This window comes from Sphingomonas sp. BGYR3, from assembly GCF_025153455.1.
In the GTDB taxonomy this organism is placed as follows: Bacteria; Pseudomonadota; Alphaproteobacteria; order Sphingomonadales; family Sphingomonadaceae; genus Sphingomonas.
The window spans coordinates 196,309-214,242 of the sequence record NZ_JANZNT010000002.1 but is presented as its reverse complement, the minus strand read 5'-3'; the positions used below and the strand labels follow the sequence as shown (position 1 = coordinate 214,242).

Sequence of the window (17,934 nt, the reverse complement as noted above, 5' to 3'; positions counted from 1 at the left end):
CAGGAATATCAACGACAAAGGGAATAGCTCCGATGCGTAAATCGCTGTTCGTACCGATCATCGCCCTGTCCGCGTTCGGCATGGCCGCCTGTTCCGAACAGGCAAAGAACGAAACCGGCGAAGCGGCCGAAGCCATCGCTTCCGACGCCGAAGCGACCGCCGCAGAGGCCGCCAACGACGTTGACGCAGCGTTCGACACGGCCGAGCGCGCGCTGGACAATGTCGGCGATTCGATCGAGCGCGAAGCCGAGAATGTCGGTGACAACAAGGCCGAATAATCCGCCACAGGCGTGATCATTCGCAGCGGCCGGTGCAGCGATGCGCCGGCCGTTTGCGTTGAACGGCCCTCGACTTCGCCTGATCCCGGCGACTAGGAGAGAGACATAGCGAGACGAAAGGATGCGCCGGATGCGACTGTTGGTTCTTGTGGCGCCGATCGCGTTGCTCTCCGGGTGCGGCCCGGCGCCGACCGATCCGGGGCCCGGCGGCGTGACGGTGGCGGAGGCACAGGCGCTGAACGAAGCGGCGGAGATGGTGGACGTCAACGCCGCCGACGCAGCGGACGAGGGCCAGAACGCGCAATAGGCGGCGTGACCCGGCGCGAACCGGGCTACACGCTGATCGCGCCCCTGCCTATCCCGCCTGCTTCGCGCCGGTGTTGACGCCCATCGACTGCAGATATTTGCGCACATTGCGCGCCGCCTGGCGCAGCCGCTGTTCGTTTTCCACCATGGCGATGCGGACATAGCCCTCGCCATCCTCGCCATAGCCGACGCCCGGTGCGACCGCGACCTTGGCATGGGTCAGCAACTGCTTGGAAAACTCAAGGCTGCCCAGATGGGCGAGTGCGGGCGGCAGCGGTGCCCAAGCGAACATGGACGCCGGCGGCGCCGGGATGTCCCACCCCGCCCGGCCGAAACTTTCGACCAGCACGTCGCGCCGCTTGTGATAGAGCTGGCGGTTCTTTTCCACGATGTCCTGCGGGCCATTGAGCGCGGCACAGGCCGCCGCCTGAATCGGCGTGAACGCGCCATAATCCAGATAGCTTTTGACCCGCGTCATCGCCGCGATCAGCTTCTGGTTGCCGACCGCAAAGCCCATGCGCCACCCGGCCATGGAATAGGTCTTGGACAGCGACGTGAACTCGACCGCCACGTCCTTGGCCCCCGGCACCTGCAGGATCGACACGGTCGGCTTGCCGTCGAAATACAGCTCGGAATAGGCAAGGTCGGACAGCACCCAGACCTTGTTTTCCCGCGCCCACGCGACCAGCCGCTCGTAAAAGGCAAGGTCGACCGTCTCGGCCGTGGGGTTGGACGGATAATTGACGACCAGGATCGACGGGCGCGGCACGGTGAACGCCATGGCGCGTTCCAGCGACCGGAAATAATTCTCGTCCGGCGTGGTCGGTACGCTGCGGATCGTCGCGCCCGCGATGATGAAGCCGAAGGTGTGGATGGGATAGCTGGGATTGGGCGCCAGCACGACGTCGCCCGGTTCGGTGATCGCGGTGGCGAGGCTGGCCAGCCCCTCCTTCGATCCCATGGTGACGACGACTTCCCGCTCCGGGTCCAGCTCGACGCCGAACCGGCGGCCGTAATAATTGGCCTGTGCCCGGCGCAGGCCGGGAATGCCGCGCGACTGGCTGTACCCATGGGCGCCCGGCTTGCGCGCCACTTCGCACAATTTGTCGATGACATGGTCGGGCGGGGGCAAGTCGGGATTGCCCATGCCCAGGTCGATAATGTCCTCTCCGCCCGCACGCGCCGCTGCCCGCATCGCGTTGACTTCGGCGATGACATAGGGCGGCAGCCGCTTCATGCGGTAGAATTCGTCGGACATGGACCTCGTTCTTTCCGTTGGAGGAACGACGACCTTAGCCGGTTTCGCCGGTCACGGGAATCTTTTGCGTCACCGATTTGTCGCCCGCGCCGGTGACGGGCGCCGCAACGGGCTGACGGAGCGGGATGGCTGGGCTAAGACCTTGGCGTCACGCAATGGAGGGATGCCCAGATGACCGACCAGCACGCCGAGCCTCCCCGGCTGGAAGAGCTGCAGCACTGGACCTGGGTGCTTGGCCGCGCGCAGCAGATGATGCTGGAACATGGCTATGGCGCAATGCAGGCCGGGCCGATGGCCGCCTGGGGCGATCCCACCGCCTTTGCCCGCGCCTCTGCCGATTTCTGGGCCGACACGATGAAGCTGTGGCAGCGTTTCCTGGATCCGGAGGCGGCGGCCGGCGAACCGGAACCGCGCGAACTCAGCAGCGATCGCCGGTTCAAGGCGCCGCAATGGCGCGATAATCCGGTGTTCGATTTCCTGCGCCAGAGCTATTTCCTGATCGCCGACCATATGCTGCGCGGCGTCGATTCGCTGGAGGGCGTCGATCCCCGGCACAAGGAACAGCTGCGGTTCGCGACCAAGGGGTTCATCGACGCGATCAGCCCGTCCAATTTCCCCGCGACCAATCCCGTCGTCGTCGAACGCATCATCGAGACGCGCGGCGAAAACCTGCTGAAGGGGCTGTCCAACATGCTGGGCGACATGGCCCGCGGCCAGATGACGCAAGTGGACAGCAGCGGGTTCGAACTGGGCCGCAACATCGCCGCAACGCCGGGCAAGGTCGTGCATCGCACCGACCTGTATGAACTGATCCAGTATTCGCCGACCACCGATCAGGTGTTCGGCGTGCCGCTGATCATCTTTCCGCCATGGATCAACCGGTTCTACATCCTCGACCTGACCCCTGAAAAAAGCTTCATCAAATGGGCGGTGGATCAGGGTCTGACCGTGTTTGTCGTATCCTGGAAATCCGCCGATGCCACGATGAAGGACGTGGTGTGGGACGATTATGTCGAACGGGGTCAGATCGACGCGATCGACACCGTGCGCAACCTGCTGGGCGTCGATAGCGTCCACACCATCGGTTATTGCGTCGCGGGCACCACGCTTGCCGCGACGCTGGCGGTGCTGGCCGCGCGCGGACAGGCGGACAAGGTCAAGAGCGCGACCTTCTTCACCGCGCAGGTCGATTTTTCGGAGGCCGGCGACCTGTCGCTGTTCGTCACTGACGAGCAGCTGGAATTCATCCGATCCATCTCTGCCGAGGGGTTTCTGGACGGGCGGTATATGGCCGCGACGTTCAACCTGTTGCGCGGGCGTGAACTGATCTGGAACTATGTCACCAACAACTACCTGCTGGGCGACGATTATCCGCCGTTCGACCTGCTCCACTGGAATGCGGACGTCACCAACCTGCCCGCACGCTGGCACCTCAGCTATCTGACCGATCTGTACCGCGACAACCGGCTGGTCGTGCCCGGCGCGCTCAGCATCGGCGGCACGCCCATCGACCTGACCCGCATCGAAACCCCCGCCTATATCCAGGCCGGAAAAGAGGATCACATCGCCCCGGCGGCCAGCGTGTGGAAACTCAACACGCATCTGAACGGCCCGGTGCGGTTCGTGCTGGCCGGGTCGGGCCATATCGCCGGCGTGGTCAACCCGCCCTCCGCGCGGAAATACCAGTATTGGACCTGCGACGCCCCGGCCGAATCGCTCGACGCCTTTGTCGCTTCGGCGCGGGAGACGGCGGGCAGCTGGTGGCCGGACTGGATCGAATGGATCGCCGCGCAGGATGCCGGAAAAGTGCCCCCGACCGGGCCGAGAAAGCCGGGCAAGGCGCTGGGCGATGCCCCCGGCGAGTATGTGAAATTACGCTGATGCAACAGGATTATTTCGGCACCGCACTCATCGGCGCAAGCCATTGATAACGGTATCGAAAATCACTTATGTTGCACTGCACAAAAGCCGCTTGATCTTGGCGATCATCATTGTTATATGCTGCGTCGCAGCAATAGCACGAGGAGCTGAATGATGGCGAGCAAGGGTCAAAAGCCCGGTACCGGCAAGCCGGTGGCCCGCGAGGCGGCAAAGGCCGCAGCGCCGGTCAAGCAAGCCGCTTCAGCGGCTGTCGAGGCGGTTGCGGCAACCACGGCGGCAACGACCGCCGTGACGGAAAAGGTGGTGAAGGCCGTTGCCGAAGCCGCCCCGAAAGCAGAACCGGCACCGGCGATTGTCGCCGCTGTCCAGCCGGTCGAACCCGCCAAGCCCGCAGCCAAGGTGGTCGAGGCGGTCAGCAAGGTGGTGGACAAGGCGGTCGACACGATCGCCAAGGCCGCTGCCCCTGTGAAGCCCGCACTCAAGCGCACCGCCGCAAAGAAGGACACCGACATCATGACCACCACGTTCGAAACCGTCACCGAAAAGAGCCAGGCGATGTTTGCCGAGCTGAACGAGCGCGCCAAGGCCGCCATGGAAAAGAATGCCAAGCTGGTCGAGGAAATGAACGACCTGGCCAAGGGCAATGTCGAAGCCGTGGTCGAAAGCGGCAAGATCGCCGTCAAGGGCATGGAAACGCTGGGCCAGGAAGCCGTCGAGCTGAGCCGCAAGCATTTCGAGCAGGCGACCGCCACCATGAAGAGCCTGGCCAGCGCCAAGTCGCCGACCGAGTTCGCCAAGATCCAGAGCGACTATTTCCGCTCGCTGTTCGACACGGTTGTCGCCGAAACGTCGAAGCAGACCGAAGCGATGCTGAAGCTGGCCGGTGACGCCGCCCAGCCGATCAGCAACCGCGTCGCGGTTGCCGCCGACAAGATGAAGATCGCCGCGTAGGCGGTTCTGGTCCGATCCATGGACGGGCGGTCGCACCACCGGGTGCGGCCGCCCTTTCCATTGGTGCGCGCCGGATCGCGCCTTTTTCCTGTCCCGCCCCCTTGCCCCGGGGCCGCGACCTGCCATATTTTTGCTGCATGACCCAGCCGCTGTTCCCCATCCCCGCCACCATGGCCGACGAGCCGGATGACGACGGCAAGGGCACGTCGCTCGGCGTCGCCACCCGTACCCGCACCCGGACGCAAAAGCCCACGCCCTATCGCGTGCTGATGCTGAACGACGATTATACGCCGATGGAATTCGTCGTGCTGGTGCTTCAGCGGTTTTTCCGGATGACGCGGGACGAGGCTACGCAGGTGATGCTGCACGTCCATCAGCGCGGCGTCGGCGTGTGCGGGGTGTTCACGTACGAAGTGGCGGAAAGCAAGGTCAGCCAGGTGATCGATTTCGCCCGGCAGAATCAGCATCCGCTGCAATGCACGCTGGAAAAGGCGTAATCGACTCAAAGGATCGGGTTCGCCCGGCCGCCGCGTGCGGCCATCCCCCTTGCCTCCTGCACCGCACCCGTTACTAACCCGGCGATGGACCGCATCCTTATCCGCGGCGGCAACCGCCTGTCCGGCCGCATCGCCATTTCCGGGGCCAAGAACTCGGCCCTCACCCTGCTGCCCTGCGCGCTGCTCACCGATGAGCCGCTGACGCTGCGCAATCTGCCGCGGCTGGCCGATGTCGACAGTTTCGGGCATCTGCTGAACCAGTTCGGCGTTTCGACCATGATCGAAGGCACGCGGCCCGACGAATTCGGCCGGGTGATGACGATGCGCGCCAGCCGCCTGACCTCCAGCACCGCGCCCTATGACATTGTGCGAAAGATGCGCGCCTCGATCCTGGTGCTCGGCCCGCTGATCGGGCGGATGGGCGAGGCGACGGTGTCGCTGCCGGGCGGCTGCGCAATCGGCAACCGGCCGATCGACCTGCACCTCAAGGCGCTTGAGGCGATGGGCGCGGAAATCGAACTGGCGGCCGGCTATGTCAAGGCGACGGCCCCCGGTGGCCGCCTGCCCGGCGGTCGCTTCACCTTCCCCGTCGTCTCGGTCGGCGCGACTGAAAACGCGCTGATGGCGGCGGCGACGGCCAAGGGCACCACGGTCCTGGAAAATGCGGCGCGCGAGCCGGAGATCGTGGATCTGTGCCGCCTCTTGATCGCGATGGGCGCGTCCATCGACGGCGTCGGCACCGAAACCCTGACAATCGAGGGACGCGACCGGCTGCACGGCGCGACCTATCGCGTGATGCCAGACCGGATCGAGGCGGGCAGCTATGCCTGTGCCGCCGCGATCACCGGCGGCGCGCTGGAACTGGTCGGGGCCGAGGCATCGGACATGCGCGCCACGCTGGTCGCGCTTCAGGAAGCGGGCGTGACGATCACCGAAACCGCAGGCAGCATCCATGTCGCCGCCAACGGCCCGCTGCAGCCGGTGTCACTGTCCACCGCGCCCTTCCCCGGCTTTGCCACCGACATGCAGGCGCAGTTCATGGCGATGCTGACCCAGGCGGACGGGGCCAGCGTGCTGACCGAAACCATCTTTGAAAACCGCTACATGCACGTGCCCGAACTGGCGCGGATGGGCGCGGACATTCAGGTGACGGGCCGTTCCGCCGTGGTGCGCGGCCAATCGCCGCTGATCGGCGCGCCGGTGATGGCGACCGATCTTCGCGCGTCGATGAGCCTGATCCTCGCCGGTCTGGCGGCGACGGGCGAGACCCAGGTCAGCCGCATCTATCACCTCGACCGCGGCTATGAGCGGCTTGAGGAAAAGCTGCAGGCGGTCGGCGCGGATATCGAGCGCGTCGGCGACGGCTGAACGGATCGCCGCGGCCTTGCCCGGCGAACCGGCGGGTCAGGCAACCTCCTCGGGCAGCGCCCAGACCAGGTCCTGCTTGGTCAGCGGGCGGCCGTCATGGGCCAGCACCGACACCTGTCGCACCGGCCGCCGGTCGCGCGCATCGACCAGCACCGGGCTGGCCGGGGTGCCGGTTTCCCACCGCTCGCCCCATTGCCGCAGCGCGACCATGGTGGGCAGCAGCGCGAACCCCTTTTCGGTCAGGCAATATTCCACCTTGCGCCGGTCATCCTCGCACGGCCGCCGTTCCAGGATGCCGTGACCGACCAGCCGGGTCAGCCGGTTGGCCAGGATGTTGCGGGCAATGCCCAGTTCGGACTGAAACTCCTCGAAATGCTTCAATCCGTTGAACGCGGCGCGCAGGATCAAGAACGACCATCGTTCGCCCATCGCTTCAAGTGCCGCGGGCAGGCTGCAATTGGCTGCCAACTCCGCCAGGGGTTCCCGCAATTTTTCCGACATGGTCATCGAATCTATCCCGATCGGGCGCAAATTGGAAACGCTTGTTTTGCGGCAACGCAGCAATGGTTTCCTGTTGCAACCTATGACGCATCTGCGTAAAAACATTGGTGTAAGTATCGTCCTGCAACCTATCTCGATTCGTGTCCAGGGGAGTTTCCGCGAATGATCCGTCTTGCCCTGCTTGCCGCCGCGCTTGTTTCCGCCGCCGCCCCCGCCATGGCGCAATCGCGCGCCGGCTATATGGCCGCCCCTGCGGCTGCAAAGGCCGGTGAAAGCTTCATCACGCGCGGCGTGATGTGGCGTTGCACCGACAATGGCTGCGTCGCGCCCAAGGGCAGCAGCCCGGCAAAGGTGGTGTGCGAGCTGGCCGTGCGCGAAGTCGGCACGCTGACCGCCTTTGCGGTCGATGGCCTGGCCTTCGATGCGGAACAGCTGGCCAAGTGCAATGCCAAGGCCAAGGGCTGATTTCGGCAGAACTGTGCCTTTTGCGCCATATCCGGCGTCACTAACCGCTTGCAAAGACCCGGCACGCCGCCGCACATTGGCGGCGTGCTGAGGCAATATGAACTGGTTGAGCGGGTCAAAAGTTACGACCCGGACGCGGACGAGGCGCTGCTGAACCGCGCCTATGTGTTTTCCATGCACGCCCATGGCAGCCAGAAACGCGCCAGCGGCGACCCCTATTTCAGCCATCCGATCGAGGTTGCGGGCATCCTGACCGACCTGCAGCTGGATGACGAGACGATCGCCACCGCGATCCTGCACGATACGATCGAGGATACGGTCGCCACGCCGGACGAAATCCTGGCAAAGTTCGGCCCCTCGGTCGCCCGGCTGGTCGACGGCGTGACCAAGCTGTCCAAGATCGAGGCGCAGTCGGAAAACGAGCGCGCGGCCGAAAACCTGCGCAAATTCCTGCTCGCCATGTCGGACGACATCCGCGTGCTGCTGGTCAAGCTGGCCGACCGGCTGCACAACATGCGCACGCTCCATCACATCGCAAAGCCGGAAAAGCGCAAGCGCATCGCCCGCGAAACTATGGATATCTATGCCCCGCTCGCCGAGCGGATCGGCATGTACGAATTCATGAAGGAGATGCAGACGCTGGCCATGCGCGAGCTGGAGCCGGAGGGGTATGAATCGATCACCCGCCGGCTGGCCGCGCTCAAGGAAGGCGGCGGCGACCGGATTGCCAAGATTGCGTCGGGTCTGAAGCTGCTCTTGTCGCGCGGCGGGGTGGAGGCGGAACTGTCAGGCCGCGAAAAACACCCCTATTCCATCTGGAAAAAGATGTCGGAACGGCATGTCAGCCTTGAGCAGCTGTCCGACATCATGGCGTTCCGCGCGATCGTGCCGACCGAGGAGGAATGTTATCGCGCACTCGGCATCATCCATCGCCGCTGGCCGATGGTGCCGGGGCGGTTCAAGGATTATATCTCGACGCCTAAGCGCAACGGGTATCGGTCGCTGCACACCACGATCATGCACGCCGGCGACACCCGCGTCGAAATCCAGATCCGCACGGCCGAAATGCACGCCCAGGCGGAGTTCGGCCTGGCCGCGCACTGGGCCTATAAACAGGATGCGGTGCGCCCCGACACGCAGGTCCGCTGGATCCGCGACCTCATCGAAATCCTGGACACTGCCGAAAGCCCGGAAGAGCTGATCGAGCATACCAAGATGGCGATGTATCAGGACCGCATCTTTGCCTTTTCGCCCAAGGGCGAGCTGATTCAGCTGCCAAAGGGCGCGACGCCGATCGACTTTGCCTATGCCGTGCACACCGATCTAGGCGATCAGGCGGTGGGTGCAAAGGTGAACGGCCGCGTCGTGCCGCTGCGCCACGAACTGGCCAATGGCGATCAGGTTCAGATCCTGCGATCCAAGGCGCAACGCCCGCACGAGGCGTGGATGAACTTTGCCATCACGGGCAAGGCGCGCGCCGCGATCCGCCGCCATCTGCGCCAGAAGGAGCGCGTGGAACGCGACAAGCTGGGCCGGAAACTGTTCGAGAACATTGTCGAACGCCTGCCCGCCAAGGTGGGATCGGAAGCGGTGGCAGAGGCGCTGAAGCGGCTGAAACTGGCCGACGAGGCGGCGCTGATGCAGGCGATCGCGCGCCAGAGCCTGACCGACGCACAGGTGATGAACGCGCTGATGCCCGGGTCGGCCGACGCGGACGAGGCGGGGGAACTGCCGCCGCAGCGCCATGCCATCATCATCAAGGGGCTGACCCCAGGCGTCGCATTCGATCTGGCCGATTGCTGCCGTCCGGTGCCGGGCGACCGCATCGTCGGCATCCGCCAGCCGGGGACCGGCATTGCGGTCCATGCCATCGAATGTCCCGAACTCGACCATTTCGACGATGCGCAATGGGTCGACCTGAACTGGGGCGACAAGGCAGAGGGCGGCGTTGCCCGCATTTCGGTGACGCTGAAGAACGAACCCGGTGCGCTGGGTGCCATCGCCACCATCATCGGGTCGCACCGCGCCAACATCCTTGGCCTGCGCATGGACAATCGCGACACCACCTTTCACACCAATGCCATTGATGTGGAGGTGCGCGACAACAGCCATCTGATGCGCCTGCTTGCCGCCCTACGTGCCGCCGATGCGGTGAGTGCCGCCGAACGCGCCTGACAATTCATTGACACTGATGTAAGCAACGGGCATGATCCGGCGCGTGAACACCCCCGTCACCCAGCATGATCATGCCGTGTCGATCGCCCCCGGCGACATCGACTTCATGGGCCATGTGAACAACGCCGTCTATCTGACCTGGGTACAGGATGCCGTGATCGCCTATTGGCGCGCAGTCGCCCCGGCAGAGGCGGTGGCCGCGCATCTGTGGGTCGCGCTGAAGCACGAGATTACCTATCGCCGCCCCGCGTTCCTTGAGGATCAGGTGATCGCCACGGTGGTGGCCGAACGGGTCCAGGGCGCACGCGCGCTGTTCCGCACCCTGATCAAGCGGGGCGAGGACGTGCTGGCAGAGGTGGAAAGCAGCTGGTGTGCGCTCGACGTTCACAGCCGCCGGCCGATCCGTGTCGCGCGCGATATCGCCGCCCGCTTCCTTGCCGACCTGTCGCCTGGCGAAATCCGCGAATCGCAGGATCGCGGTTAACCGCCGGATAACCAATGTCCCCTAACCGGGGATGGTGTTCAGTCGTGTTCGTTTGATCCCCCCCGTATGGCTCGGTCAGTCGCTGGCGGCGTTTGCTGCCCTTGGCGGCCTGACCATGCTGCCCCCGGCGGAAGGGGCGATGCTCATCATCCCGATGGATTCCCGAGACGTGACCGGCCCGGCAATGGACGGCGGCGCTGCGCTGGTCGATCTGGGGCCGCTGCCCGGTTCGATCATCGTCCATGGCCGGCTGGACCGGATTGCCGGCAGCGTCGGCCATGCCCTGATCCTGCGCGCACCCCGCGCCGGTTGCGGAGTTCCCCAATGACGGATGCCCCCTCCCCCAGCCTTGACCGCCTGCGCCGCACCGGTGTCCGGCTGATCGTCCTTGGTGGCTGGGCCTGTGTGCTTGCCATCGGGCTGATCGGCCTTGCCACCGGCTCGCAGCATGTCGGGCTGGCCGTCCTGATCGCGGCTGCCGCGACCATCGTGCCGACCCGCAATTATCTGAACGGTCGTTACGATGCGGGCGCGCGCCTGACCATCGGGTCGCTTGCCGCCGTCTATCCCGCGCTCGGCGTGTTCCTGATGGCCGGGCATGAGTGGCAGATGGACGGCCATATGTACTTCTTCGTCGCGCTCGCCGCCCTGGTGGTGCTGTGCGACTGGCGTCCGATGCTGCTGGCCAGCGCCATGGTCGCGCTGCACCATCTGATCCTGGGCTGGGTCATGCCGGCCTGGGTGTTTCAGGGGACGGAAAATATCGGCCGCGTCATCATCCACGCTGTTGCCGTGGTGCTTCAGTTTGCCGTGCTTGCCTCGCTCACCACGCGCCTTGCCCTGCTGCTTCAGCGTCAGGACGCGGCCCGTGCGGCAAGCGAGACCCATGCCCGTGAGGCGGATGAGCGTCGCCAGCAGGTGGAACAGGCCATGGCCAAGGCCGCACAGGCCGAACAGCTTGCCCGGCACGAACGCGAACTGCGTCAGCGGATCGAAGCCGACGAACGCGCCCAGCGCCGCGCCGAAATCATCCGCTTTGCCGATGGCTTCAACGCCTCGGTCGCCGATCTGGTCGCCCGCGTGGGCAGCGCGGCCGCCGACCTCAACGATTCCGCCCGCGCGCTCAACGACATTGCCCGCCGCGCCACGCGCGACACGGCCCAGGCCGCCGATGCCGCCGACCGGTCCTCGCTCGGCGCCGCCGGCCTTGCCGCGCGCATCCATGAACTCAGCGAATCGATCACCGCCATTGCCGCCACTGCCGAACAACAGGCGCGGCTCAGCGCCGATGCCCGCGACTGTTCACATGCTGGCGCAGCGGCGGTCGGCGTGCTCGGCCACCGGACGGATACGATCAGCGGATTTGCCGAATCGATCCACGATATCGCCGCGCGCACCAACCTGCTCGCCCTTAATGCCACGATCGAGGCGGCGCGTGCGGGAGAGGTCGGGCGCGGCTTTGCCGTCGTCGCCAATGAGGTAAAGCAGCTTGCCGGACAGGCATCGGGCGCGACCACCGAAATCCGGACCCTTGCCGGCTCGATCCATAGCGAGGCGGACCGCGCCGATTCCGCCCTTGCCGATATCGCCGCCATGGTCAGCGAACTGGCCGACGCTGCCCAGTCGGTCCGCGCGGCCGTGCGGCAACAGCATGGCACCGCCGACGCCATCGAACTCAGCGCCCGCGATGTGGCGACAGGCGCGGAAATGATGGCCGATCAGGTCAAGGAAATCGCGCAGGTCGCGTTTCAGACCGAGTTTCTGTCCGACAGCGTCGCCGGCGCCGCCAGCAGCCTGTCGGAAACCGCCGCCACGCTGACAGAGATGACCGCCCGGTTCATGGCCGAACTGCGCGCCGCCTGATCGCGCGCGATCGGCCGCTGAATTGTCCCGCAATCTGTCGATGACTTGCGCGCAACTGCACGTTAAAGCGCGCGGTCATGCAACGTCCCCGGCTTTCCGTCGTCGTCCCTTGTTACAACGAAGAATCCTGTCTTGAGGTGCTGCACGCCCGCATTGCGGCGGCCGCGCGCGCCGCGGTGGGCGAGGATTTCGAAATCGTGCTGGTCAATGACGGATCGCGCGACAACAGCTGGGCGGTGATGCAGCGGCTGGCGGCGGCCGATCCGCACCTGGTCTGCATCAACCTGTCGCGCAATCACGGGCATCAGCTTGCGCTGACCGCGGGGCTTGACCTGTGCAGCGGCGAACAGATCCTGATCATCGACGCCGATCTGCAGGATCCGCCCGAACTGCTGGCCGATATGCGCGCGGTGATGGCGGAACAGGACGCCGATGTCGTCTATGCCGTCCGCCGCAAGCGGGAGGGCGAAAGCCTGTTCAAGAAACTGACCGCCGCTGCCTTTTACCGCGTGCTCGATCGGGTGACGGACACGCCCATTCCGCTGGATACCGGCGATTTCCGCCTGATGAGCCGCCGCGCGCTGGATGCGTTCCTGACCCTGCCGGAACAGGCGCGCTTCATCCGGGGCATGGTCGCCTGGATCGGCTTTCGACAGGTGCCGTTCCTGTATGACCGCGCCGAACGCCATGCGGGCGAGACCAAATATCCGCTGGCCAAGATGATCCGGTTCGCGCTCGATGCAATGACCGGCTTTTCCACCGCGCCCCTGCGGCTGGCCAGCCATATCGGGATGTGGCTGGTCGGCGCGGCCGGGCTGCTGATGCTGTACATTCTGGCCAGCTGGGCGCTGGGCGGCACGGTCGCTGGCTGGACGTCGCTGATGCTGCTGGTCCTGTTCCTGGGCGCGGCGCAGATGTTCGTCCTTGGCCTGATCGGGGAATATCTGGGCCGCCTGTATATCGAGGCAAAGCGCCGCCCGCTCTATCTGGTCGCCGATATCGCCGGAACAGCGCGCGGCCACGCCACCCTGGGCTATAACGCGGTCGAGGCGCGCGATCAGGACGACGTCCACCCGCCGCTGGTGTGAGGTTGGACCTCCGGTCCACCCCCGGCAGGGGACGGATCAGGGTCTGCGCGCGATGGTCAGGATCGACAGCCCCGGCGGCAGCGGCATCCGCCCGACCAGGTGCCGCTCCAGCGAAAAAATCGCCTGAAACGCGGCGTTCAGCGGCGCGGCCGGCGGCGAATCGTCGCTGTCGTCCTTGCCGGTCAGCTTGCCCGCCAGCCGCGCGGCGACCGCTGCGGGAAACAGCAGCGAATTGAACCAGCGCAGGCCATTATGGGTCAGCCCGGCGGCGCGGATCGCGGCGTCCAGCGTGCCTTTGGTATAGCGGCGCTGGTGATGGTTCACCACGTCGTGCGCGCTCCACATCCACGGATGCGCCGGCACCGCGATCAGGATCGCCCCGCCCGGTTTCAGGCAATCGGCCATCGCCTTCAGCGCGCCGACATCGTCCGCGATATGTTCGACCACGTCCAGCACGGCGATCATGTCATAACTGCCGCGCGGCACGCCGGGCAGTTCGGGCAGCGGCGCATCGCCCACCGGCTTGCCCAGCCGCTCGCTGGCAATGGCGCGGGCCGCGGCGTCGATCTCGATCGCGTCCACCGCGCCGAACCGAGCCAGCATCGGCAGGTTGTGGCCGGTGCCGCACCCGATTTCCAGGATGCGTGCGTCCGGCTTCAGCCCCGCCTCACGCGTGATATAGTCGGCCAGAACCTCGCGCCGCGCGCGATACCACCAATGGGTGGTGTCATGTGCCGCCATGCGGTCGTAAACGATGCGATCCATGGCTGCCTGATTACTCCCCGAAAACCCATTGGCGATTGATCCAGAAGGTGAGCAGCGGCACCAGCGTCAGTCCGGGCACCAGCGGCGACCATTCCGGCAACCCCGCCTGCCCCACCATGCCCCAGGTAAGCAGCAGGTGGACGATCAACCCCGCACCCTGCACCATCACGAACTTGACCGGCTGGCCGCCCCCCGATGTGCGCACGCCATGGTCCTTGAAACTCCACCGGCTGTGCAGGAAAAACCCCGCCGTCACGGCAAAGGCAAAGGCAAAGGGGACGGCAAGCACCGCCCGCGCGCCGGGAAACACGGTTTCGGTCAGGGGGACGTAAACGGCGACATAGATCAGCGACGATATGCCGCCCGCGATGCCGAACCGCACCAGCTGACCCATCACCGGATGCCGCCTCAATTCGTTGATCCGCTGGATCATCACCGCCCGTTCAACCATCCATACGACGCCAAGCCGCTTCCTTCGCGCCCATCCCCGGTATAGGGCGGGCGCGTCGGTCGCCCTAATCAAGGGCCGGGATTAGGGAAAGCGGTTTTGCACGGCCAGGGTTCAACGGCACGATGGGCGGTCCGGCAGATCGACCGGCACTGGCTTCGCTGGGTGCTGATCGCATGGGCGGCGATGGCGGCGGTCTATCTGGTTCAGCGCTATCCGCAGATCCGCTGGTTCGTGCTGACCGATACCGACGACAATCTGCGCATGGCACAGGTGCGGGCATGGCTCTCCGGTCAGGGCTGGTTCGACCTCCGGCAATATCGGATGAACCCGCCACAGGGGTTCGACATTCACTGGTCGCGGATCGTCGATTTGCCGATCGCGGCGCTGATCCTGATCCTGAAACCGTTTCTGGGCACCGTGATGGCCGAACGCTGGGCGGCGGGCATCGCCCCGCTGCTGCCGCTGGGCGTCACGCTGGCGGCGATATCGCTGGCCGTCCGCCGGCTGATCTCTCCGCTCGCCTGGCCGCTGGCGGTATTGTTCCTGTTCGGCTGCACCTCGGCGCTGCTCATGTTCATGCCGATGCGGATCGATCATCATGGCTGGCAACTGGCCTGCCTTGGCTGGACGCTGGCCGGGCTTGCCGATCCGCGGGGTGCGCGCGGCGGCGCGACGGTGGGGTTGGCCAGCGCGATCAGCCTGTCGATCGGCCTCGAAATGCTGCCCTATGCCGTTATGGCGGGGGCCATCCTGACGCTGGAATGGGTGTGGGACGGCGACCGGCGCGACCGCCTGATGGCCTATGGCATCACCCTGGCGGGCGGCGTTGCGGCGGGATTTGCCGGATTTGCCAGCCATGACAACTGGGCCATGCGCTGCGACGCGCTGACCCCCGTCTGGCTGTCGGCCATGCTGGCGGCGGGCGGCCTGCTGGTCCTGATCGCCTGGATCGCCCCGCGCGGCCGGGCATCGCGGCTTGCCCTGGCGGCGACGGCGGGCCTGATCGTCGGCGGCGGATTTGCCCTGCTCTATCCCCAGTGCCTTGCCCGCCCGGAAGGGGTGTCGGACGAACTGGTCAGCGTCTGGCTGGGCAATGTGCGTGAGGCAAAGCCGATCTTTCGCCACCCGCTCAAGACGGGTCTGGCCCTTGCCGCCGTCCCGCTGGTCGGCCTGATCGGCGCGCTGATCGCGGCATGGCGGGCGCGCGGCACGGCCCGCCTGACCGGCTGGATCGCGGCCAGTGCGTTCATCGCCTTTGCGGGTGCCATGATGGCGTGGCAGGTCCGCTCCGCCCCGGCGGCACAGCTGATCGGCATGGTGGGCAGCGTGTCGCTCGCCTGGTGGTTGCTGCCCTGGTGCATCCGCCACCGGCTGATGCCGGTGCGCGTACTGGGCACCGTCGGCGTCGGCCTTATCCTGTCGGGCCTTGCCGTCGGGCTGATCATCGACAAGCTGCCGATCGGCGAACGGGGCAGCGCCCGGCGACAGGTGGTCAGTCGCGCCGGGCGACAGTGCAATACCATGACGGCGCTGCGCCCGCTCAACGCCCTGCCGCGCCAGACCGTCTTTACCCATGTCGATCTTGGCCCGCGCATGATCACGCTGACCCGGCACAGCGCGATCGCCGGCCCCTATCACCGCAACGAAGCGGCGATCCTGGACGTGCATCACGGCTTTACCGGCGATCCCGACGGATTTCGCCGGATTGCCCGCGCCCATGGTGCGACGCTGCTGGTCGTCTGTCCCGACATGGCGGAAACCACCATCTATCGCGCCCGCGGACCGCGCGGCTTTTATGCCCGGCTGATGGGCGGCGAACGCTTCGACTGGCTGGAACCCGTCACGCTGCCCGGCGAAACCCCGCTCAGGGTGTGGCAGATCCGCTGACCCGGCTCCGCCCGCCGGGCGTCACGCCACCTCCAGCAGCCGTTCCGCCTGTGCCCGCGCCTCGTCCGTGATCTCCGCGCCGGACAGCATCCGGGCGATCTCCTCGCGCCGCTCGCCTTCGTTCAGCAGCACGACGCCCGTGCGCGTCACCCGCCCGTCATTCGCCTTGGCGATGCGGTAATGCTGGCTGCCCCGCGCCGCGACCTGCGGGCTGTGCGTCACCACCAGCAGCTGCGCGCCGGACGATAGCCGCGCCAGCCGCTCGCCAATCGCGCTCGCCACCGCGCCGCCGACGCCCCGGTCGATTTCGTCAAAGATCAGCGTCGCCGCCCCGCCCCGCTCGGCCAGCGCCACCTTCATCGCCAGGATAAAGCGGGACAATTCGCCGCCCGATGCAATCTTCATCAGCGGCGCGAACGGCGCGCCGGTGTTGGTCGACACCTCGAACTCCACCCGGTCCATGCCCGATGCCGCCCATTGCCCCTCGGCCAGCGGCTCCACCACGGTGCGGAACCGCGCGGCATCCAGCTTCAGCGGCGCCAGCTCGGCCGCCACGGCCGCGTCCAGCCGCTGCCCCGCCTCGACCCGCGCCGCGCTCAGCGCCGCCGCCGCCGCCTGATAGGCGTCGCGCGCTGCCTTTACCTCGGCCTGCAACCGGGCAATCGCCGCCCCGCCGCCTTCGATCAGCGCCAGCCGCGCCGACAGCTGCTCGGTCAGGTCGGCCAGTTCGTCCGGCTGCACCCGATGCTTGCGGGCCAGCGCGCGCAGTTCGAACAACCGCGCCTCATCCGCCTCCAGCCGGGCGGGGTCGAATGCCAGCGCCTCTGCCGCGACGTCCACCTGATCCTGCGCATTGGCGGTTTCGATGATCGCCCGGTCCACCGCGGCCAGCGCCTCGGCCAGCGCATCATGGTCCTCGCCCACCCGCTCCAGGATGCGGGCCGCCTGGCGCAGCCGGGTCAGCGCGCCGTCGCTGCCGTCCAGCAATTCGGCGATCGCCTGCAATTCGCCCGCCACCTTCTCGCCGCGCTGCATCGTCGCCCGCCGCTCGGCCAGCTCCGCCTCCTCCCCCGGTTCGGGGGCCAGCCGGGTCAGCTCGGCAACCGAATGGTCCAGCCATTCGCGGTCGCGGTCCGCCGTTTCCTGTTCGGCCAGCGCCTCGGCCAGCCGCGCCTCGGCTGCGCGCCATGCGGCGTGCAGGCCAGCGACCTCGCCCGGGTTCAGCCGCCCGAAACTGTCCAGCATCGCCCGGTGCCCGCGCGGGTTGAGCAGGCCGCGATCGTCATGCTGGCCATGGATTTCGACCAGCATCCCGCCCAGTTCGCGCAGCAGTGCCGCCGATGCCGGCTGGTCGTTGACGAACGCCCGGCTGCCGCCATCGGCCTTGACGATCCGGCGGATGGTCAGCGGCTCGCCCGGTTCGGCGTCCAGCCCGTTTTCCGCGATCAGCGCATGGATCGCCGCATGGCCCGGCGCCACGTCGAAACTGGCCGTCACCACCGCCTGTGGCGCGCCCTGCCGCACCAGCCCGCTGTCGCCGCGCGCGCCCAGCGCCAGCCCCAGCGCGTCCAGCAGGATGGATTTGCCCGCGCCCGTTTCGCCGGTCAACACGCCCAGACCGCGCTCGAACGCCAGGTCCAGTGCCTCGATCAGCACGACGTCGCGGATGGACAATGCGGTCAGCATGGCATGGCCCTGTCCCGGCCCGGCCCCGCC

At 66.5% G+C, this 17,934-nt stretch carries 19 protein-coding genes; 14 read left to right on the top strand and 5 right to left on the bottom strand.

Going from position 1 to position 17,934, the window contains the following annotated elements; genetic code table 11:
- Positions 1 to 32: 32 nt before the first annotated feature.
- Together NYR55_RS12835 and NYR55_RS12830 are read left to right on the top strand one after the other, a co-directional pair.
- Positions 33 to 278 carry a hypothetical protein gene (locus NYR55_RS12835; protein ID WP_260021902.1) on the top strand — a complete coding sequence of 82 codons (246 nt, stop codon included), beginning with the start codon at positions 33 to 35 and terminating at the stop codon, positions 276 to 278.
- 130 nt (positions 279 to 408) lie between these two features.
- The gene (locus NYR55_RS12830; protein ID WP_260021901.1) at positions 409 to 585 is read left to right on the top strand and encodes a hypothetical protein; all 177 of its coding nucleotides are present in this window, start codon (positions 409 to 411) and stop codon (positions 583 to 585) included.
- A gap of 48 nt (positions 586 to 633) precedes the next feature.
- Here the strand turns inward: NYR55_RS12830 and NYR55_RS12825 are convergent, their stop codons facing one another.
- Entirely contained in the window at positions 634 to 1,842 is a 1,209-nt protein-coding gene (locus NYR55_RS12825; RefSeq protein ID WP_260021900.1) for an LL-diaminopimelate aminotransferase, read from the bottom strand.
- Between the two features lie 171 nt (positions 1,843 to 2,013).
- Here NYR55_RS12825 and phaC point away from each other — a divergent pair, with 171 nt between their 5' ends.
- From phaC to murA, 4 genes are all read left to right on the top strand, one after another.
- A complete protein-coding gene (phaC, locus tag NYR55_RS12820; RefSeq protein WP_260021899.1) occupies positions 2,014 to 3,723 on the top strand; it encodes a class I poly(R)-hydroxyalkanoic acid synthase in 1,710 nt (569 codons plus the stop codon).
- Between the two features lie 153 nt (positions 3,724 to 3,876).
- Positions 3,877 to 4,674 carry a phasin family protein gene (locus NYR55_RS12815; protein WP_260021898.1) on the top strand — a complete coding sequence of 266 codons (798 nt, stop codon included), beginning with the start codon at positions 3,877 to 3,879 and terminating at the stop codon, positions 4,672 to 4,674.
- Between the two features lie 170 nt (positions 4,675 to 4,844).
- Positions 4,845 to 5,171 carry an ATP-dependent Clp protease adapter ClpS gene (gene clpS / locus NYR55_RS12810; protein WP_260022381.1) on the top strand — a complete coding sequence of 109 codons (327 nt, stop codon included), beginning with the start codon at positions 4,845 to 4,847 and terminating at the stop codon, positions 5,169 to 5,171.
- An 84-nt stretch (positions 5,172 to 5,255) separates the two neighbouring features.
- Complete coding sequence (gene murA / locus NYR55_RS12805; RefSeq protein ID WP_260021897.1) at positions 5,256 to 6,539, top strand: UDP-N-acetylglucosamine 1-carboxyvinyltransferase; 1,284 nt, start codon at positions 5,256 to 5,258, stop codon at positions 6,537 to 6,539.
- A 36-nt stretch (positions 6,540 to 6,575) separates the two neighbouring features.
- Here the strand turns inward: murA and NYR55_RS12800 are convergent, their stop codons facing one another.
- The gene (locus NYR55_RS12800) at positions 6,576 to 7,040 is read right to left on the bottom strand and encodes a helix-turn-helix domain-containing protein (protein ID WP_260022379.1); all 465 of its coding nucleotides are present in this window, start codon (positions 7,038 to 7,040) and stop codon (positions 6,576 to 6,578) included.
- Here NYR55_RS12800 and NYR55_RS12795 point away from each other — a divergent pair.
- The 7 genes from NYR55_RS12795 (at position 7,039) to NYR55_RS12765 (ending at position 13,115) form a co-directional block, all read left to right on the top strand.
- Positions 7,039 to 7,206, top strand: a complete 168-nt coding sequence (locus NYR55_RS12795) for a hypothetical protein (RefSeq protein WP_260021896.1) — start codon at positions 7,039 to 7,041, stop codon at positions 7,204 to 7,206. The two genes, NYR55_RS12800 and NYR55_RS12795, sit on opposite strands and share 2 nt — an antisense overlap.
- Positions 7,203 to 7,505 (top strand): hypothetical protein, encoded by a 303-nt coding sequence (locus tag NYR55_RS12790; protein ID WP_260021895.1) that lies wholly within the window; start codon positions 7,203 to 7,205, stop codon positions 7,503 to 7,505. Before NYR55_RS12795 ends, NYR55_RS12790 begins: the two co-directional genes overlap by 4 nt.
- A gap of 84 nt (positions 7,506 to 7,589) precedes the next feature.
- Positions 7,590 to 9,680, top strand: coding sequence for a bifunctional (p)ppGpp synthetase/guanosine-3',5'-bis(diphosphate) 3'-pyrophosphohydrolase (locus tag NYR55_RS12785; RefSeq protein ID WP_260022378.1), 2,091 nt, complete (start codon positions 7,590 to 7,592; stop codon positions 9,678 to 9,680).
- A 31-nt stretch (positions 9,681 to 9,711) separates the two neighbouring features.
- A complete protein-coding gene (locus NYR55_RS12780; RefSeq protein WP_260021894.1) occupies positions 9,712 to 10,164 on the top strand; it encodes a thioesterase family protein in 453 nt (150 codons plus the stop codon).
- Positions 10,165 to 10,216: 52 nt separating this feature from the next.
- The gene (locus NYR55_RS12775) at positions 10,217 to 10,492 is read left to right on the top strand and encodes a hypothetical protein (protein WP_260021893.1); all 276 of its coding nucleotides are present in this window, start codon (positions 10,217 to 10,219) and stop codon (positions 10,490 to 10,492) included.
- The gene (locus tag NYR55_RS12770) at positions 10,489 to 12,027 is read left to right on the top strand and encodes a methyl-accepting chemotaxis protein (protein WP_260021891.1); all 1,539 of its coding nucleotides are present in this window, start codon (positions 10,489 to 10,491) and stop codon (positions 12,025 to 12,027) included. Before NYR55_RS12775 ends, NYR55_RS12770 begins: the two co-directional genes overlap by 4 nt.
- Before the next feature lie 77 nt (positions 12,028 to 12,104).
- The gene (locus NYR55_RS12765) at positions 12,105 to 13,115 is read left to right on the top strand and encodes a glycosyltransferase family 2 protein (protein WP_260021890.1); all 1,011 of its coding nucleotides are present in this window, start codon (positions 12,105 to 12,107) and stop codon (positions 13,113 to 13,115) included.
- A gap of 36 nt (positions 13,116 to 13,151) precedes the next feature.
- On the opposite strand, the gene NYR55_RS12760 is transcribed toward NYR55_RS12765, so the two are convergent.
- The gene (locus NYR55_RS12760; RefSeq protein WP_260021889.1) at positions 13,152 to 13,880 is read right to left on the bottom strand and encodes a class I SAM-dependent methyltransferase; all 729 of its coding nucleotides are present in this window, start codon (positions 13,878 to 13,880) and stop codon (positions 13,152 to 13,154) included.
- A gap of 10 nt (positions 13,881 to 13,890) precedes the next feature.
- Positions 13,891 to 14,331 carry a GtrA family protein gene (locus tag NYR55_RS12755; RefSeq protein ID WP_260021888.1) on the bottom strand — a complete coding sequence of 147 codons (441 nt, stop codon included), beginning with the start codon at positions 14,329 to 14,331 and terminating at the stop codon, positions 13,891 to 13,893.
- A gap of 96 nt (positions 14,332 to 14,427) precedes the next feature.
- On the opposite strand from NYR55_RS12755, the gene NYR55_RS12750 reads away from it, so the two are divergent.
- Entirely contained in the window at positions 14,428 to 16,218 is a 1,791-nt protein-coding gene (locus tag NYR55_RS12750; RefSeq protein ID WP_260021887.1) for an AcrB/AcrD/AcrF family protein, read from the top strand.
- Between the two features lie 21 nt (positions 16,219 to 16,239).
- Here NYR55_RS12750 and recN read toward each other — a convergent pair whose 3' ends face one another.
- Positions 16,240 to 17,904 carry a DNA repair protein RecN gene (recN, locus tag NYR55_RS12745; RefSeq protein ID WP_260021886.1) on the bottom strand — a complete coding sequence of 555 codons (1,665 nt, stop codon included), beginning with the start codon at positions 17,902 to 17,904 and terminating at the stop codon, positions 16,240 to 16,242.
- Positions 17,905 to 17,934 lie beyond the last annotated feature (30 nt).